The organism is Tessaracoccus flavescens (assembly GCF_001998865.1).
GTDB classification, from domain to species: domain Bacteria; phylum Actinomycetota; class Actinomycetes; order Propionibacteriales; family Propionibacteriaceae; genus Arachnia; species Arachnia flavescens.
Genome location: NZ_CP019607.1, coordinates 794,086 through 811,136 on the forward strand (window position 1 = coordinate 794,086; position 17,051 = coordinate 811,136).

A 17,051-nucleotide genomic window follows, 5' to 3' on the forward strand; every position below is an offset into this window, starting at 1 on the left:
CCATAACCCCTTGTCAGAGCAGAGAGAGCGAAAAGAAGCGCCGCGAAATCACACGCTTGTCGTTTTCGAAGCGTCTTCGGCGTGTCGCGTTGTCACTTCTCAGCAAACTCTCAACCTCCGTTGTTCCTGGCTCGTACACCCTCTTAATGTCCGTCGCAGTGGCCGGACGTGTCCGGGGGCTGATGCCCCGGGGAAGCGGGGCGTCCGGCCAACCGCACCGACGAGGAGAGACGTGAAGAAAGCACTCAGAGGCCTACGCGGCGTTGCAGCAGCGGCCGGAGTCGCAGTTCTGGTTCAGGGACTCGGCACCCTTGCGCTCGGCCCGGCGGCCGACGCAGGCGACGGGGACGTGACCGCGACGACCCGCGTGCATGTCCGCACCGGGCCCGCCACCTCCGCCAAGTCACTCACGGTGATCAACAAGGGCACGACCCTGCCCTCGTCCGGGTCGAGCAACGGCTGGACGAAGGTCACCTACAACGGCAAGACCGCCTGGATCGCGAGCGCCTACCTCAAGGGCTCGAAGTCCAGCGCTCCCTCGTCCGAGACGTCGAACGGCACCACCGTTGGCCAGGGTGGCACCACCTACACGACGGCGAACCTCAACCTCCGCACCGGACCGTCGCTGCGCGACAAGGTCTTCGTGGTGATCAAGAAGGGCGCCTCGCTCTCGCTCACGGGGAAGGTGAGCGGCGGCTACACGCAGATCAGCTACAAGGGCAAGGCCCTCTGGGCCTCGACGAGCTACCTGAGCTCGGCGAAGGGCTCCACCTCGAGCTCACTGCCGAAGGTCACGAGCAAGGCCCGCGGAACGACGGCACTGATGATCCGCACTTCCTCGTCGTCGAAGTTCACCAATCTCGGCGACGCCCCGAAGGGCACGATCTTCGATCTGACCGGGGTCAAGGAGAACGGGATGGCTCAGGTCATCTACAAGGGCGCGGTCCGCTGGGTCAACGCCAAGTACCTGACCGCCGTCAGCGACTCGACCACGCCTTCGACGCCTGACACCCCCAAGACCAGCACCCGCTACGCGACGACCGTGCTGAACATCTGGGCCGCAGCCACCGGCCAGTCCTACAGCGGAGAGATCCCCCGCGGAGGCGAACTCCAGGTCACGGGCACGGTCAAGAACGGCCGCGCCGAGATCGTGATCAACGGCGCGAAGAAGTGGGTGACTGCCAAGTACGTCTCGACCTCGAAGCCTGCCTCGTCCGGTTCGGGCGCCTCGACCGGCGGCGGCACCTCGCTGAACCGCGGCTACTCCAGCGGACTTGACCAGACCAACGCGAACGTCCAGTCGATCGTGCGGGACGTGTGGAACCGCTACCCCCAGATCAAGACCATGTACGGTTGGCGCCGCGACGTCACGCCCGATCACCCTGCCGGCCGCGCGGTCGACGTGATGATCCCCAGCTACAAGACCAACTCGGCACTCGGCTGGGAGATCGCGAAGTACTACCAGGCGCACGCCAGCCAGTACAACATCAACTACATCATCTTCGATCAGAAGATCTGGTCCACCGCCCGCACCAAGGAAGGCTGGCGCTCCATGGCCAACCGTGGCGGCGACACGGCCAACCACAAGGATCACGTGCACATCAACACGCACGGCTGACCGAACAGCCAGGACGCGGGGCCCACCGGGCCCCGCGTTTTTTCGCGTTCCACGTCTTTTGGCGGTGGGGCGCGATTCCCCTATGCTTGTCGAGCCTGGTCCCCATCGTCTAGCGGCCTAGGACTCCGCCCTTTCACGGCGGCAGCACGGGTTCGAATCCCGTTGGGGATGCAACAGCACACGCGGAGGGCGCCGAGATCGGCGCCCTCCGGGTTTCTGCTGCTCCAGGTGCGGTCGTGCAGGCTCCCAGCGGAACTGCGATGCTCCCCACCCAGACGCGCCCGACCGGCCGCCGAAAAGCCGCGCCCGACGCCGTCCATCGCCTGGAAGCTCGTTCAACGCCCGCTCCTGACAAGGCACTTTGCCCGATGTGACAGCGCGGCTGAAGTCAGGCTATAGTTCTCGAGTTGGCAACGCCAGCAAGGCCAAGAAATTGGCCCCGTAGCGCAGTTGGTTAGCGCGCCGCCCTGTCACGGCGGAGGTCGCGGGTTCGAGTCCCGTCGGGGTCGCTAGGTCAGGCATCACGCCTTGGCCATGGCCAGGTAGCTCAGCTGGTAGCAGCGTTCGCCTGAAAAGTGAAAGGTCGCCGGTTCGACCCCGGCCCTGGCCACAGACAAAACCCCTAGTTGACTAGGGGTTTTCTTCATTTCACCCCCAATCCGCGCCGTCTGGGCATCCCTACGACGCCGCCCCGATATCGCATGAATTGCTAGACCAGCCGTACTCTGGAAGCAGGAGGCCTCATGGTCCAGCCCAACCGGTCACACCGGCTTCATCACGGTGGGGGACCTTTTACTACCGCGAGTCCAAGGGCCGTGGGTCAGAGTCCTCGAGGCCGGATGGTGGGAGCGTGGCACTCGCCGCCGTGTGGCCGTCTCTGCCCGCGATGAGGATCAGGACTGGGGACAAGCTCCGCGCCGCGGAAGCGGCTCGACGCCGGACGGTAGGTCGCCGCGACACCGACGATCAAGACGTGGTCCGAGACCTACATCGAGCGCGTGGGCGAGACTCTACGCCCCAGCCCCTACCCAGCCACCGCCTCCTACGTCCGCCGATGGATCGTGCCGACTCTCGGACACAAGAAGCTCGACCAGTTGACGCCACCGGATCTCCGCCCCCTGGGCAGGGCCTGCCTCGCCGCCGGGCTCGCCAGGGCCACCGCAGCCAAGGTCACCGCAACCCTGCAGCTCAAGATCCGCGAGGCGATCTCTGACGGCCTGCCCCGTTCGGCGCGAACTGCTCGACGTCAAGCGCCCCTGCCTTGCCGCCACGAAGTCCCGCACCGACATCCCGCTAGAAGACGCCCTGCGCTTGGTGGAGGTCGTCTCGACGCGCCCGGATGCCGCCCGCTGGGCGGCCGCACTACCACAGGGCATGCGCCAGGCCGAGTGCCTCGGGCTCAGGTGGTCGTCGATCGACTGGGACGCCGACACCATCACGGTCTCGCACCAGGTCGTCACGCTCTTCTACCTCGATCGCAAGGCCGGGACGTTCCGCATCCCTGACGACTATGAGGTGACACCCATCATCGGCTCCTACCACCCGGCTGAACCGGGGACGGCGGCCGGCGAGCGCACCATCCGATGGTGCCGTGGGCGCACGGCCCTTGAGAGGTGCCGGGACATCGCGCCAGTCAACGAGTGGGACCTCGTCTGGACGCACCACGCAGCGCCGCATGACTGTCAACAGCGGCAGCCCGATGGCCCGGAGGGCGTCCTGCCCTCACACCTGAAACCCTCGCTCCCCTACCGCGCAATCCCCATGCGCAACCCCCTCAACGGGCGAAGATAGTACTTAAGTACTTAAGTACTTGACATCGAGTGAACGACACCAGATCACCGCTCCATTCAGCGAAATGGCGTAATGTCTCGCACTGGAGGTCCCCGCCGCCCCCCAAGGGCGGGGGCCTCCCCAAAACACAACCTCTTAGCGTTCGCCGCCTGACGCGGGTCCACCATTGCACCCAAGCCTGCGACTAGCCGGCCGAGCCCCCAAGCCCCGGCCGGATAGTCAAGATTAGCGAAGCTACTACAGACGTGGCAAAGCCCCGTCGCAGACGGCTGGGCAGGCCTGCCATTCGCCAACTGCCCGGCCAGGCCACACCCGACACAAGTGCCCCTCGCATTTGCCAGGCAAACCTGGAACGCTACCCCACTCCGCGCCCGCCTACCAGAGCGCTGATAACCTTGGTGACGAAGCTCCTTCACCGGCCCCCGGGTCCTCCCAGCCCGGGGGCCCACCTGCGTCCAGCAGCCCGTCCAGACCAAAGCCGACCGGGCGAAGGAGCTAGTCACAATGGCCCACAGGCGCCTCCCCGAGGAGCAGGCCACGGCGCGAAGAGAAGCTATCTCCCACGGCACCGACCTCGGCCTCTAGATCACCCAGATCGCCGCACAGATCGACATCTCAGCCGTCACCCTGCGCGCATGGATGCGCTCCAACATGCCTGACCACATTCGACCTCAAGGAGCCCGAATCGATGCTAGAGAGCGGGAACGACGTCACAGCATCGTCACGAGCGCCCGAGCCTAGGGCGCCACATGGACAGAAGTCGCACAGCTGGCGCAGATGAACCCCGATACGCTCTCATCCTGGGTCGATGCCCTCGCCCCACAACTGAGACGCTCTCACCCCGCCACGCCAACCGCCCCAGCCCCAGCACTCCTTAGAGTGCGCGTGCACCGAGCGTCCGGACACCGGCTAGTGGTCTGCCCATGCTGCGAACGCTCCTTCGTCCGGCCAACACGCAGACGCCCCAGGCGCCTGCGCGACCTCTACGAGACTCACTGCCACGGACCCTCCGCATAGCCCCGGTCACGAGAGTCCGCACGTCCCGCGCCAATCAGGTAGGGCCCCACTCGCTTCGGCTAGGTGACCCTCGTCCCAAGGCGATGGCTACAACCATGGCTACAATCAGAAGCTTTACCGGCATGTTTCACGCTCAGATTGCTCTTAGCAGCGTTCGCCTGAAAAGTGAAAGGTCGCCGGTTCGACCCCGGCCCGCCAAAGACAAACCCCAGGTTCGCCAGGGGTTTTTGCTTTGCCCCTCGGGCCCCTGTGGAGGCCCGAGGCGGCCTGACTAGCGGGACGCGCTCTCCACGAGGGAGGCCATCTCCAGGGCACCCGCGGCCCTCGCCTCGGCGTCGAAGTCTGCGGGCAGCACGATCTTGAAGCCGCGCCACGCCTCCCCCGCCACGGACAGGCACTGCCCCATGGTCTCGGCGGTGAGCAGCGTCCCCCGCGGGCTGATGCCGAGCCCGGCCGGGGCGAGATGGGAGTCGATCCAGGCGCCGCCCACCTCGTTGTCCTCCGGCGAAACGGAGGAGAAGATCACCCCGCGCAGGAGCCTCCGTGCAGCCGCCTCGCTCACGTGGGCGAGGCCGGTAGCGGCATCCCTGGTCTCGATGACGCTGCGGGCCCAGTTGATCGAGACGCCGACGCCCGCGTCCTCCGCGGCATCGAGCTCCTCGGTGAGGGTGAGGAACCCCTTCTCGACCGGGTGCTCGTCCGAGAACGCATCGCAGTGCTCGACGACGATCTCGGTGCTCCCCCAGCCCCAGGAGACGATGTCGGCGAGGGAGGCGGCGAACGCTTCGGCGTCGGCGGTACGGGTCGGCGCGCTGTGCACCTCGACGGCGACGACCTCCAGCTCTGACGCCGAGACCGCCGCATGCACCTCGCGCAGCAGGTCGAGCGCCGCGGCTCTTCCGTCCGCATCGGGTGAGGCGAGGCCGAACCGAGGATCCTCACCGACGCGGCGCATCGTCTCAGGGATCATCGTGATCACATAGCGCCAGCCCGCGGGAGCGCCCTCAGGCACCTCGATGATCCCGCCACGGAAGGGCACCTCGAGGCCCTCGACCAGCGGCGAGGCGGCAAGCGCCTCGACGAGCGGCCCGGCGTCGTCCAGTCCCCCGAACAACGCGTACCCGCCGACAATCTGCCCCATGAAAGGCCTCCATTCCCGATCGCACCGACGCCCGGCGCCACGAGCAATTCTGCCCTCCCGCACAGCGGCACCCGAGTCGCCCCTCCTTTCGGCCCGGCTCGACGTGGCGCCGCCGCCGGTTTGCCCTTTCCGGCCCCCTCTCCTGGCAACGGTGGCAGGGTGAATTCGGGGGCAGGTGCAGTCAGGGCAGACCGGCCGCCCGGCGCCGCCCTCCGCCGGAAGGACGACCATGGCACACGATGAACAGCACCCCTCGCTCGCCCCCGATCCACGCGCCAGATACCCGAAGATCTCCCCGCCTCAGCAACGCCAGCCGGAGCCTGGACTCGACAGCGAGCTCGATCCCACCGCCGACCACGGAGAGCAGACCTACCAGGGTTCTGGGCGGCTCAAGGGCAGGCGGGCACTGATTACCGGAGCCGACTCGGGCATCGGGGCGGCTGTGGCGATCGCGTTCGCCCGGGAGGAGCGCACGTGTGCATGTCGTACCTCCCCTCCGAGCGGGAGGATGCCGAGCGCATCGCACAGGCGGCCAGCGACGACGAAGCGATGGTGCACCACCTCCCCGGCGACCTGCTCGACAAGGAGTACCGCGGTTCCCTCGTGGCAGATGCCGTGAAGGAGATGGGAGGCCTCGACATCCTGGTCAACAACGCGGGCAAGCAGGTCTCGGTGGACGACATCGCAGAGCTGACCGACGACCAGGTGGAGCAGACCTTCGGCGTCAACGTGTTCGCCATGTTCACCCTCTCGAGGGATGCCGCAGCGGTGATGGAACCTGGGGCGTCGATCATCAACACCACCTCCATCCAGGCGTACGACCCGTCGGGTCATCTGCTCGACTACGCGGCGACGAAGGCGGCCATCAACACCTTCACCAAGGGGCTCGCTGAACAGCTCGGCCCCAGGGGCATCCGGGTCAATGCCGTCGCCCCAGGGCCCATCTGGACGCCGCTGCAGCCCTCCGACGGTCAGCCCATGGAGGCCCTTCCGAAGTTCGGCCACGACACCTGGCTCGGCAGGGCCGGACAGCCGGCCGAACTCGCAGGGGCCTACGTGTTCCTGGCCGAGGACGCCGCGTCCTACATCACGGGCTCGACCATCCACGTCAACGGCGGGAAGACCTCACCCTGACATGAGCAACCCCGAAGCCTCTGCGTCGACCCTGAGCGACGTCGTCAGCGACAACCACGGAAGGTGACGGCGCTGGATGCGCGATGCCGTCCTCACCGCCTTCCTGCTCTTCGTCCTCGCCGGTGTGAGCGGGCTCTTCGATCTGACGCACCGCGCTGAGGCCGACGGCGACGGCGTCCTGGCCGTCATCGAAACCCCGCTCACCACCCGCGCAGGCTCGGACATCCAGCTGGCGCTCGACCTGACGAACGAGACCGGCCTGCCCCGTCAGGTGACGCTCAGGATCGAGCGTTCCTATCTCGCACTCTTCGAGGACCTGTCCTTCACCCCGCAGCCCGTCGCTGAGCGGGCGGTCGCCCCTGAGGCTGTCGAGCTCGTCTTCGAAGTCCCGGAAGGGGCCAGGACGGTGCGGATCAGCGCCGAGGGTCGCGCCGCGGACGCCTGGACCCCGACGGCGACAGGCGCCCTCACCGTCGAGCCTGGTGAGCAGGAGTTCACGTTGCGGACCTGGCGGCTGCCCTGATGGACATCGTCATCCGGGCCCTGATCGCCTTCATCCTGCTCTGGCTCCTCGCCCGCACCGCCGGGCGCGGCACCCTGGGTGAGCTCAGTTCCTTCGATCTGCTGGTCTTCGTCACCATGGGCGACCTCGTCCAGCAGGGCATCACGGGAGAGGACAGGAGCCTCACCGGCGGGCTCCTCGCAGTCGCGACCTTCGTCGTCCTCGCCGTGGTCATGAACTTCGCCATGGCGAAGTGGCCGAGAGTCGGCCGCGCCCTGGAGGGGTCACCCGTGATCCTGCTCCGGGAAGGGAAGATCAGTCACCTGGCGATGAAGCGTCAGCGCATCACCACCGCCGAACTGCTGAGCGCCGCCCGACAGTCCGGCTACGAGAGCCTCGACTCCGTCCTGCTCGCCATCCTCGAGACCAACGGGAAGATCTCGTTCTTCGACAAGAGCAGATCGGGAGGCGGATCGGACGCAGGGCCGGAGGCCGGGTAGCAGACCACGAGCGCCGGACAGCCGGCGACCACGACCTGGGGGAAGACAACCGGCTCCGCCGGTACGCGGACCGGCAACGGAAAGGAATCGATCATGGCCACGAAGAAGCCGACGAACAGCAAGCCCGCAGCAGGCGATCCAGCGGGGGCCCGCACGGACCTCACCCCGCCCGCCGGCCCGGGGGTTGAGAAACCCTCTGTTGAGGAGCCGACGAAGCCCGTGCCCCCACCCGGGCCGAAGGCCTCCCAGAGCGGGCCCGCCACGATGGGGCCGACCGGAGCGCCGACGGAGGCGCCGCAGTCCACCAACGCGCAGCAGGGCGAGTACCTGACCACCTCGCAGGGGGCCCGGCTTCGCTCGACGGACCACTCGCTGAAGGCCGGGCCGCGAGGCCCCGTCCTGCTGCAGGACCACCACCTCCGCGAGAAGATCACCCACTTCGACCACGAACGGATCCCCGAGCGGGTCGTCCACGCCCGAGGGGCCGGCGCCCACGGAATCTTCGTGGCGAACGGACGGGCGTCCACCCTCCCGAGCCTCCTTCCTCCGCAAGGGCGTCGAGACCCCTGTCTTCGTCCGCTTCTCCACGGTGGCCGGCTTCCGGGGCTCGGCAGACACGGTCCGCGACACCCGCGGCTTCGCCACCAAGTTCTACACCGACGAAGGCAACTACGACCTGGTGGGCAACAACATCCCCGTCTTCTTCATCCAGGAGGGGATCAAGTTCCCCGACATCATCCACGCCGTCAAGCCGGAGCCAGACCGCGAGATCCCCCAGGCCCAGAGCGCGCACGACACGTTCTGGGACTTCGTCTCGCTGCACACCGAGGCGCAGGCGCACGTCGCATGGAGCATGTCGGACAGGGCGATCCCGCTCTCCTTCCGGACCATGGAGGGCTTCGGCGTGCACACGTTCCGGATGATCAACGAGGGCGGGGAGACCTCGCTGGTGAAGTTCCACTGGAAGCCCCGGCAGGGGGTGCACTCCCAGGTGTGGGAGGAGACCCAGCTCACGGCAGGAAAGGACCCGGACTTCCAGCGACGCGATCTCTACGACGCGATCGACGCCGGGGCCTACCCGATGTGGGACCTCGGCGTGCAGGTCTTCCCGGACACCGAGGACGAGACCTTCGAGGGCATCGACCTGCTCGACCCGACCAAGCTGGTCCCGGAGGAGCTCAGTCCCGTGGAGATCATCGGCACCATGACGCTCACCCACCGGCCGGTGAACTTCTTCGCCGAGGTCGAGCAGGTCATGTTCAACCCGGGCAATCTGGTGCCCGGTATCGATGTGACCAACGACCCGCTGCTCCAGGTGAGGCTCTTCTCCTACATCGACACCCAGATCACGCGCCTCGGTGGACCGAACTTCGCCCAGTTGCCGATCAACCGTGCTCACTGCCCCGTCAACGACATGTTCCGCGACGGCTTCCATCAGGACGCCGTCCACAGCGGCGTCGCCCCATACCGGCCGAACTCGCTCGACGGAGGAAACCCGGCCGAGGCCGACGACGACAGCGCCGCCTTCATCGACGTGCCGGGCCGGGTCGAGGGCGAGAAGGTGCGCGAGCTCTCGAGCAGCTTCGACGACCACTTCAGCCAGGTCACCCTCTTCGTGCGCTCGCTCAGTGAGGTGGAGTTCGAGCATCTCGTGCAGGCGTACACCTTCGAGCTGTCCAAGTGCTACGAGCAGGCGATCCGGGAACGCCAGGTGCAGTGCCTGGCGGACATCGATGAGCGCCTGTGCGCACGGGTGGCCTCCAACCTCGGGCTTCCCGCACCCGCACCGCGGAGCGCACCAGGCGACCCCGAGCCGAGCCCTGCCCTCTCGCAGCATCGCGGCACGTGGCCGGTCGCCGGCCGCAAGCTGGCCCTCGTGACCGGCGCGACGCAGGACGGGGTGCCCGAGGCGAAACAGGCAGCCGAGGCCGCCGGACTCGTGCCGCTGGTGGTTGCACCGTCCGGAGGAACGGGCGTCGACAGGACCTTCCTCACGGCGGCATCGATCGAGTTCGACGCCGTCCTCGTGCTCGATGCTCCCCCGCCTGCTGCAGACTCGGCCGTGGAGGGCCGGGCAGAGGACGATGCCGCGCCGCAGCTCGACCCTCGAGCGGCCAGGCTGCTGGGCGAGATGTACCGGCACTGCAAGCCCATCGCGACCACTCCGGAGGCCACCTCTGCGCTCTCCTATGCGGGGCTGCCGAACAAGGGTCCTGGCCTGGTCAGCGCCGCCGCGGACGCGGCGGTCACGAAGCTCGCCGCGCTGTTGGAGCAGCACCGCGTGTGGGACCGCTTCCCACCGGAGGGCGGAGGCGACCGGAGCTAGAATCTGGTGAATGAAGACCGAGACCCTCCCCGCAGGCACCGTGCACGACGTCGTCCCAGACGATCTGGCCGCGGCCCTCGCCTGCGACGACGCCGCGATGGAGGCTTGGCTCGACATCACTCCCCTCGCCCGCAACGAGTGGATCTGCCTGGTCACCGACGCGAAGCAGGACAAGACGCGCGTGCGTCGCCTGGAGCGCACCATCTCCCAACTGGGCGACGGGCACCGCCGTCCCTGCTGCTGGCCGGGCTGCGCCACCGGGAGCGCAACGGCAGGTAGTCAGCCCTCGGCGCCAGCTCCCGCCCCGACCAGGTCGAGCTGGGCTGCGATCTCCTCCGCGGAGACGGCGCCCTTCAGGATCGACGCCACGTTGCCCTCGGCGTCGATGAAGTAGTGGGTGGGCACCGAGTTGGCAAGGTAGCGAAGCGAGATCTCACCGATCGGGTCGGGAACGTTGCGGATCGTCAGATCGAGCCGCTCGGCGTAGTCCGTGACCAGCCCGCGGTCCTCGCGCAGATAGATGGCCACGATGTCGATGTCCTCCGCGGCCTCCTCCACATCGGGAAGCTCGGCCCGGCAGATCGAGCACCAGGTCGCCTGGAACAGCAACCAGACTGGACGGCCGCGGTAGTCCTCGAGCGAGGCGGGCTCGCCGTCGATGTCCATGGCCTTGAACCCTGGTGCCGCCGAGCCGACCTTCGGAGCCTCCGTGGCTGCCACCGGCTCCTCCGTCGCGGCAGAGGGGTTCCCCTTGATCAGGTACACGGCCACGAGGACGAGGGCCACCAGCGCGACGAGGCCGACGATCCCCAGGGGCCTTCCCCGCTCACGCATAGGAATGCAGGCCTCCGAAGAAGTGGTTGCCGAAGTACGCGAACAGCACGGTGATGAAGCTGCGCACCAGCATCCAGGCGGCCTTGCGGCCTCGGCATTCGCGGACAACGCGCACTGCCGGAAGGCACCGTACCGAGCCGGCGTGGACGGTGGCCGTCATCTCGCTCGTGCGGAGGTACGACTCGTACTGGGCCGGGAAGTTCTGGCCCCAGACGGCGGGGTCGGCGATGGTGTCGTCGAGGTCGACGACGTTCGCGAACGAGTCGCCTGCCTCTTCGGGCCGCTCGATGATGTTGGCGAGCAGAGCGGTGATTCCCGCCGTGACGACCCGCCGTCAGGGCGATCGCTGCGATGACGAGGCCGACGGTGCGGCGCCTCTTCTTCGGGACGGGAGTCTCCGACGTGGAATCACTGTTTTCTGGCTGCGTCCTGGTGGCGTCCGGGGTCCGCCATGTCTCTCACCCTGTCCCGTGACCGACGTCGGAGCGGCAACGGGTGCAGTTGACCTGGTCGCTGCCTGCTGTCCTGCGCATATCGCTGGTGAACTCAGAGTGACAGTAGAGACAGGCCTCGTTCGTCACTGCACGGTTGGAATCACGGATCTCGATGTTCTCGGGGTACCAGCCGGTCGTGAACTTCAGCCCGTGGCAGAACCCGTTGTCTGCCTTGACGTAGTACTTGCTGACGACGTCGTCGTGCGGCGCGTGTAAGTCGTTGCACGTCGCGACGTTGGTGTGGCTGCCAGCGAGCCAGGCGTCGTAGTGGTCCTCCATGACGTGGCAGTTCGCGCAGGAGGCCGGATCGTTGCCCAGGTGGGAGATGCCCTTGGCGTAGATGAACGCGAACAGCCCGACGCCGATCAACGAACCCACGACGAAGACTCCCGCGATGAGCAGAAGATTCTTCTTCGATTAGCTGACGTAGGTCCCGCGGTTCTCGAGGATCGTCTCCGCGTCCTGTTGGTGGTAGGCGAGGTATCCGCGCCACGGTCTCGAATCGTCGCGCTGGTCGCCGATCTCTGCGGCGAGGCAGGTGCCGCACCACGTGAAGCCCTCCCGACCGATCAACCGGATCCCGGCCAGCTCGTCGAAGGCGACGGCGTGTGCCGACGTGGGCGGCCCGCCGAGCGCGGCCTGCTGCGCCCGCCGTCGGGCGATCACCTCGACGACTAAGCTAAGGACACTTGCTCCTCGGAAGCGGTGCCGGGAGCGGGATCGTCGGGATCGTCGGGATCGGCGAGGAACTCCTCGAGCCGGTCGAGGTAGCCGTCCGGATCGCTCTCGTCGGTCAGGACGACGCGCCACGTCTCCGCGAGGAGACATGGCGCGTCGTCGGACGCGAGCCCCAGCCATCGGGCACGGCGGAACCCGCATACGGCTGGTACCGCGCTGCTGACATGCGGCGAGTCTGCGCCGCGCTTGGCTCAGTACAACACGGCGAGCGCCTCCGCGAACAGCCAGGTCGAAGAGGACGCCGCCTCGTGGCAGCGCGGAAGTTGGCGCACGCAGGCATTGACAGGGATCATCGTTCGACCTCCTCTCGGGTCACTCGGGCGTGGACCGCTTCGTCCACAGGGGTGATGTCATCAGTGGGCGTAGGCGCCGAGGAAGCGCCTGTACTGATCGAAGACGACTTTCCTGATCTCCGGCTGGGAGAGGACGAGGTCGTGCAGGCCACCCTGGATGCGCGAGAGCACCACGAGGTTTCCGAGGCGGGCGGCGCGCTCGGCGATGCGTTCGACGTCGAGGACGGTGTCGGCGCTGAGCAGCGCCTCGTCCCACGCCCGTCGGAAGTCGGTGCGCTCCGAGATGGCCACGAGGATCGGGCAGTCGATGGCCAGGCCGGCCGCGATCCGGCTGTGCCCCTGCAGGATCGCGGACAACCACCCGAAGCGGACGAGGAAGGCGGGATCGCCCTTGAGGTTGTGGTTGTAGGTCCACTCCCCGTCCTCGTCGACGGCGATCGAGCGCCGGTAGAACCCGTTGTCGGCCATGGGCACCGCGGTGGTCGGGGCGACGGCTCCCGCTGCGCTGAACATGGGCTGGGCCGTCGGCCGCAGCATCGGATTGGCCTGCAGTTCGAGCCAGGGGGAGTTGAGCATGAGGGCCGCGAACTGCCCCGGTCGCTCGTTGACGTAGAGCGAGGTCGTCAAGCCACCCGTTGAGTGCGCCATCAGCACGATCTCGTCGTGCCCGGCCTCCCGGATCGCCTCGACGGCGGCATCGAGTTCCACGAAGTAGTCGTCGAGCCTCGAGATGTAGCCGGCGAGCTGCTTCGGCCGCAGCGACCTGCCGTACCTGCGCAGGTCGATGGCGTAGAAGTCGTAGCCGAGGGCGTCCATCTCGTCGCCGAGGTGCGCCTGGAAGAAGTAGTCGCTCCAGCCGTGGACATAGAGCACCGCCCGCGAACGCGTGGGAGTGGCCCGTCGGATGAGGGTCGCGACGAGGCTGTTGTCGGGCTCGAGGGCGTAGGTCGGCTCGTCGGGCAGTTCGATCGTGAACTGCTCGTAGCCGTCAAGCTCCGAGTCGGGTGCCCAGGCGGTCACGGGCGGCGAGGCCTATGACGAGCGACGCTCGTCGTCTTCTTCGTAGTCCGCGTCGTCGTAGTCCGCGTATTCCTCAGCCAGATCGGCATAGGAATCGGGGATCTCACCGACGTCCGTGACGCTGTCTGCGCCTCGGAGCTCACGCTCCAATGACGCGAAATCGGTGTCTACCGGGCGATACTTAAGATCGCGAGCCACCTTGGTCTGCTTCGCCTTTGCACGGCCGCGCCCCATATCGGGTCGACCCCCTTGCCTTGTCCCTCGCGGTCTTACCGCGGAATCTGTCACTAACTCGTGGGTACAGGCTACCCAATGTGTCGGGTTACTCCAAAGACCGCGCTCATGGGCGCGGCGTGTGTTCGCAACCGAAGAACACGCGTCGCAACCGGCGGTGTCCTGACCGACTATCGACCCGTCCGCTCAGAATAGACCCGGTCCTCCTGCTCGGTCAGGCGGCCCGCCGAACGGGCCGTGGGCGCACCACGACCGGGCGGGCGCCGGATCGGTAAGCTGGGCTCGCATCCAACCCTGAGGAGACCCTACGAACATGGGCAAGATCATCTACACCCTCACCGACGAGGCACCCCTGCTGGCCACCTTCTCGTTGCTGCCCATCGTCAGCGCCTTCGCGGGCAAGGCGGGCGTCGACGTCGAGACCCGCGACATCTCGCTCGCCGGCCGCATCCTCGCCCAGTTCCCCGACGTGCTCCCCCAGGAGCAGCGGGTCGACGACGCCCTGACCGAGCTCGGCGAGCTGGCGAAGACGCCGGAGGCCAACATCATCAAGCTGCCCAACATCTCGGCCTCCGTGCCGCAGCTCAAGGCGGCCATCGCCGAGCTGCAGGCGCAGGGCTTCGCGCTTCCCGACTACCCGGAGGACCCGGCATCCGATGCCGAGCGTGAGACCCGCGCGCGCTACGACCGCGTGAAGGGCTCCGCCGTCAACCCGGTGCTGCGCGAGGGCAACTCGGATCGTCTCGCCCCCGAGTCGGTCAAGAACTACGCACGCAAGAACCCGCACCGCATGGGCGCCTGGACGCCGGAGTCGAAGACTTCGGTCTCCACGATGGACTCCGACGACTTCCGCCACAACGAGCAGTCGGTCGTGTTGCCGTCCGACGACGTGCTCAGCATCGTCTTCACGGGTGCCGACGGCTCCGAGCAGGTCCTCAAGGACGGCCTGAAGGTGCTGGAGGGCGAGGTCGTCGACTCCACCGTCATGCGCGCCGCGGCCCTCGACGCGTTCCTGGCCAAGCAGATCGCAGCCGCAAAGGCCTCCGGCGTGCTGTTCTCGGTGCATCTGAAGGCGACCATGATGAAGGTCTCCGATCCGATCATCTTCGGCCACGTGATCAAGGCCTTCTTCCCCGACGTCTTCGCGACCTACGGCGCCGACCTCGCCGCGGCGGGCCTCTCCGCCAATGACGGCCTCGGCGCGATCCTGGCCGGTCTCGACGCGCTGCCCAACGGCGCCGAGATCCGTGCGGCGTTCGAGAAGGGTCTGGCCGACGGCCCGGAGCTCGCCATGGTCAACTCCGACAAGGGCATCACCAACCTGCATGTCCCCTCGGATGTGATCGTCGATGCCTCGATGCCCGCGATGATCCGCCAGTCGGGCCACATGTGGGGCCCTGACGGCGAGGAGGCCGACACGCTGGCCGTGATCCCCGACTCGTCCTACGCGGGTGTCTACCAGGCCGTGATCGAGGACTGCATCGCCAACGGCGCCTTCGATCCGCGCACCATGGGCACCGTGCCGAACGTGGGCCTGATGGCGCAGAAGGCCGAGGAGTACGGCTCGCACGACAAGACCTTCGAACTGGACGCCGACGGCGTCGTCGAGGTTCGCAACGCCGCTGGCGAGGTCCTGATGAGCCACGACGTGCACGCGGGCGACATCTGGCGCGCCTGCCAGACCAAGGACGCCCCGATCCAGGACTGGGTCAAGCTCGCCGTCTCCCGCGCCCGCGCCACCGGGTGGCCCACGGTGTTCTGGCTCGACCCGGAGCGCGCACACGACCGCGACCTGATCGGGAAGGTCAACGCCTACCTCGCCGACCATGACACCGAGGGTCTCGACATTCAGATCCTCAGCCCCGTCGAGGCGACGAAGCTCTCGATCGAGCGGATCCGCCGCGGCGAGAACACCATCTCCGTGACCGGCAACGTCCTGCGCGACTACCTGACCGACCTGTTCCCGATCCTCGAGCTTGGAACGTCGGCGAAGATGCTCTCGATCGTCCCGCTGATGGCCGGGGGCGGCCTGTTCGAGACTGGCGCCGGCGGCTCTGCACCCAAGCACGTGCAGCAGCTGGTCGCGGAGAACTACCTGCGCTGGGACTCGCTCGGCGAGTTCCTCGCGCTCGCCGCCTCGTTCGAGCACCTCGCCGAGGCTGAGGGCAACGCGCGCGCCGCGCTCCTCGCCAGCACGCTTGACCGCGCAAACGGCTCCTTCCTCGACAACGACAAGTCCCCGACGCGTCGTCTCGGCGGCATCGACAACCGCGGATCCCACTACTGGCTCGGTCGCTACTGGGCCGAGGAGCTCGCGGCCCAGACCGAAGACGCCGAGCTTGCGGCGGTCTTCGCGCCCATCGCAGCGGCCCTCGCCGAGGGCGAGGAGGCGATCGTCGCCGAACTGATCGGCGTCCAGGGCAACCCGGCCGACATCGGCGGCTACTACCGCCCCGATGAGGCGAAGGCCGCCTCCGTGATGCGACCCTCGGCCACGCTGAACGAGATCATCGACTCGCTCGCCTGAGTCGCAGACGAGGGCCCGATTCCGCACCGCGGGGTCGGGCCCTTCGCTTTGGCCCCACCGGTCATCGACGCCCCCGCCGCGTCCGACCGATAGGGTGAGCCGATGAGCGTTGACCTGGCCGGAAGGCTCGTCGTGGTGACCGGCGCATCGTCCGGAATCGGGCGGGCCTTCGTCGAGGCGAGCGCCCAGCCTGATGCCCGCTTCGTCCTCCTCGCCAGACGCCGAGGACTGCTGGACGAGGTCGCGGCCACCGTGCACGCCCGCGGCGGCGAGGCGCTCGTTCAACCGGTCGACCTGCGCGACATCGACGCTGCCCACGCCGCCGCAATCGCCTCACTGGAGATCGTCGGCACGCCCGACATCGTGTTCGCCAACGCCGGGATCTCCATCGCCCGCTCGGTCGCGGCGACGATCGAGCGTCCTGACTCCATCACCCGCAGCGTCGGGGCCAACTTCACCGGACCCGCCGCGCACGCGCTACCCCTCCTCGCGGCCATGGCCGAGCGCGGGTCGGGTCACCTGATCGGGTCGTCGACCACGAACGCCCGGCTGACGATCCCCGGCTGGGGCCCGTACGTCTCGAGCAAGGCGGGCTGGGACGCCTGGCTGCGCACGGTCGCCGTCGAACTCGCCCCCTCGGGCGTCGCCACCACCATCCTCGCCTTCCCACTCGTCGCGACCCCGATGTCGGCGCCGACCCTCGCAGGCCGACGGTCGATGAGCGCGGAAGAGGCTGCCGGGTGGGTTACCCGGGCGATCCGACTGCGCCCGACCAGGATCGCTCCTCCGTGGCTGCCGCTCGCCGAAGTTCTGCACGCGGCCGCGCCCACCGCGGTCTCGCGCATGATCGGCCGCTTCTCGATGCGCCGGTCCCAGCCGTGA

General features: G+C 67.7%; 16 protein-coding genes, 4 tRNA genes and 2 pseudogenes. 15 read left to right on the top strand and 7 right to left on the bottom strand.

Annotated features, from left to right (window positions below; all coding sequences use genetic code 11):
- Window positions 1-232: 232 nt before the first annotated feature.
- The 7 genes and pseudogenes from BW733_RS03875 (at window position 233) to BW733_RS17735 (ending at window position 4,624) form a co-directional block, all read left to right on the top strand.
- A complete protein-coding gene (locus BW733_RS03875; RefSeq protein WP_161490120.1) occupies window positions 233-1,618 on the top strand; it encodes an SH3 domain-containing protein in 1,386 nt (461 codons plus the stop codon).
- A gap of 98 nt (window positions 1,619-1,716) precedes the next feature.
- A tRNA-Glu gene (locus BW733_RS03880) sits at window positions 1,717-1,789 on the top strand.
- 264 nt (window positions 1,790-2,053) lie between these two features.
- Window positions 2,054-2,127 (top strand) — tRNA-Asp (locus tag BW733_RS03885).
- Between the two features lie 27 nt (window positions 2,128-2,154).
- A tRNA-Phe gene (locus tag BW733_RS03890) sits at window positions 2,155-2,228 on the top strand.
- Between the two features lie 388 nt (window positions 2,229-2,616).
- A pseudogene (locus tag BW733_RS20020) lies at window positions 2,617-2,673 on the top strand (hypothetical protein); the annotation flags it as partial.
- 256 nt (window positions 2,674-2,929) lie between these two features.
- Window positions 2,930-3,409 carry a site-specific integrase gene (locus BW733_RS19240; protein ID WP_237268288.1) on the top strand — a complete coding sequence of 160 codons (480 nt, stop codon included), beginning with the start codon at window positions 2,930-2,932 and terminating at the stop codon, window positions 3,407-3,409.
- Window positions 3,410-4,556: 1,147 nt separating this feature from the next.
- Window positions 4,557-4,624, top strand: a tRNA-Phe gene (locus BW733_RS17735).
- A gap of 73 nt (window positions 4,625-4,697) precedes the next feature.
- Here BW733_RS17735 and BW733_RS03900 read toward each other — a convergent pair.
- On the bottom strand, window positions 4,698-5,567 hold the full coding sequence (locus BW733_RS03900) for a DUF4862 family protein (RefSeq protein ID WP_077348063.1): 870 nt from the start codon (window positions 5,565-5,567) through the stop codon (window positions 4,698-4,700).
- 480 nt (window positions 5,568-6,047) lie between these two features.
- Between BW733_RS03900 and BW733_RS03905 the strand changes: the two genes are divergently transcribed.
- The 6 genes and pseudogenes from BW733_RS03905 (at window position 6,048) to BW733_RS03925 (ending at window position 10,423) form a co-directional block, all read left to right on the top strand.
- Entirely contained in the window at window positions 6,048-6,701 is a 654-nt protein-coding gene (locus BW733_RS03905; RefSeq protein WP_237268289.1) for an SDR family oxidoreductase, read from the top strand.
- 76 nt (window positions 6,702-6,777) lie between these two features.
- Complete coding sequence (locus tag BW733_RS03910) at window positions 6,778-7,224, top strand: hypothetical protein (RefSeq protein ID WP_077348065.1); 447 nt, start codon at window positions 6,778-6,780, stop codon at window positions 7,222-7,224.
- Window positions 7,224-7,703, top strand: a complete 480-nt coding sequence (locus BW733_RS03915) for a DUF421 domain-containing protein (protein ID WP_077348067.1) — start codon at window positions 7,224-7,226, stop codon at window positions 7,701-7,703. Before BW733_RS03910 ends, BW733_RS03915 begins: the two co-directional genes overlap by 1 nt.
- A 264-nt stretch (window positions 7,704-7,967) precedes the next feature.
- Window positions 7,968-8,168, top strand: a pseudogene (locus BW733_RS19825) (catalase); the annotation flags it as partial.
- Window positions 8,169-8,292: 124 nt separating this feature from the next.
- Entirely contained in the window at window positions 8,293-10,029 is a 1,737-nt protein-coding gene (locus BW733_RS03920; protein WP_269466373.1) for a catalase, read from the top strand.
- Window positions 10,030-10,039: 10 nt separating this feature from the next.
- Window positions 10,040-10,423, top strand: a complete 384-nt coding sequence (locus BW733_RS03925; protein ID WP_152024550.1) for a YdeI/OmpD-associated family protein — start codon at window positions 10,040-10,042, stop codon at window positions 10,421-10,423.
- Here BW733_RS03925 and BW733_RS03930 read toward each other — a convergent pair.
- The 6 genes from BW733_RS03930 to BW733_RS03955 all read right to left on the bottom strand — a co-directional run bounded on the left by BW733_RS03930 (window position 10,309) and on the right by BW733_RS03955 (window position 13,642).
- The gene (locus BW733_RS03930) at window positions 10,309-10,863 is read right to left on the bottom strand and encodes a TlpA family protein disulfide reductase (protein WP_077348069.1); all 555 of its coding nucleotides are present in this window, start codon (window positions 10,861-10,863) and stop codon (window positions 10,309-10,311) included. The two genes, BW733_RS03925 and BW733_RS03930, sit on opposite strands and share 115 nt — an antisense overlap.
- On the bottom strand, window positions 10,856-10,978 hold the full coding sequence (locus BW733_RS19755) for a hypothetical protein (protein ID WP_257787458.1): 123 nt from the start codon (window positions 10,976-10,978) through the stop codon (window positions 10,856-10,858). Before BW733_RS19755 ends, BW733_RS03930 begins: the two co-directional genes overlap by 8 nt.
- Window positions 10,979-11,321: 343 nt before the next feature.
- A complete protein-coding gene (gene nrfH, locus BW733_RS03940; RefSeq protein ID WP_237268290.1) occupies window positions 11,322-11,735 on the bottom strand; it encodes a cytochrome c nitrite reductase small subunit in 414 nt (137 codons plus the stop codon).
- A 39-nt stretch (window positions 11,736-11,774) separates the two neighbouring features.
- Window positions 11,775-12,023, bottom strand: coding sequence for a DUF6891 domain-containing protein (locus BW733_RS03945; protein ID WP_077348073.1), 249 nt, complete (start codon window positions 12,021-12,023; stop codon window positions 11,775-11,777).
- Between the two features lie 425 nt (window positions 12,024-12,448).
- Window positions 12,449-13,408 (bottom strand): alpha/beta hydrolase, encoded by a 960-nt coding sequence (locus tag BW733_RS03950; RefSeq protein WP_077348075.1) that lies wholly within the window; start codon window positions 13,406-13,408, stop codon window positions 12,449-12,451.
- A 12-nt stretch (window positions 13,409-13,420) separates the two neighbouring features.
- Window positions 13,421-13,642, bottom strand: a complete 222-nt coding sequence (locus BW733_RS03955; protein ID WP_077348077.1) for a DUF3073 domain-containing protein — start codon at window positions 13,640-13,642, stop codon at window positions 13,421-13,423.
- A gap of 313 nt (window positions 13,643-13,955) precedes the next feature.
- On the opposite strand from BW733_RS03955, the gene BW733_RS03960 reads away from it, so the two are divergent.
- Together BW733_RS03960 and BW733_RS03965 are read left to right on the top strand one after the other, a co-directional pair.
- Window positions 13,956-16,169, top strand: coding sequence for an NADP-dependent isocitrate dehydrogenase (locus BW733_RS03960; RefSeq protein WP_077348079.1), 2,214 nt, complete (start codon window positions 13,956-13,958; stop codon window positions 16,167-16,169).
- Window positions 16,170-16,271: 102 nt separating this feature from the next.
- Window positions 16,272-17,051: an SDR family NAD(P)-dependent oxidoreductase gene (locus tag BW733_RS03965; RefSeq protein WP_077348081.1), complete on the top strand. Its 780-nt coding sequence runs from the start codon at window positions 16,272-16,274 to the stop codon at window positions 17,049-17,051.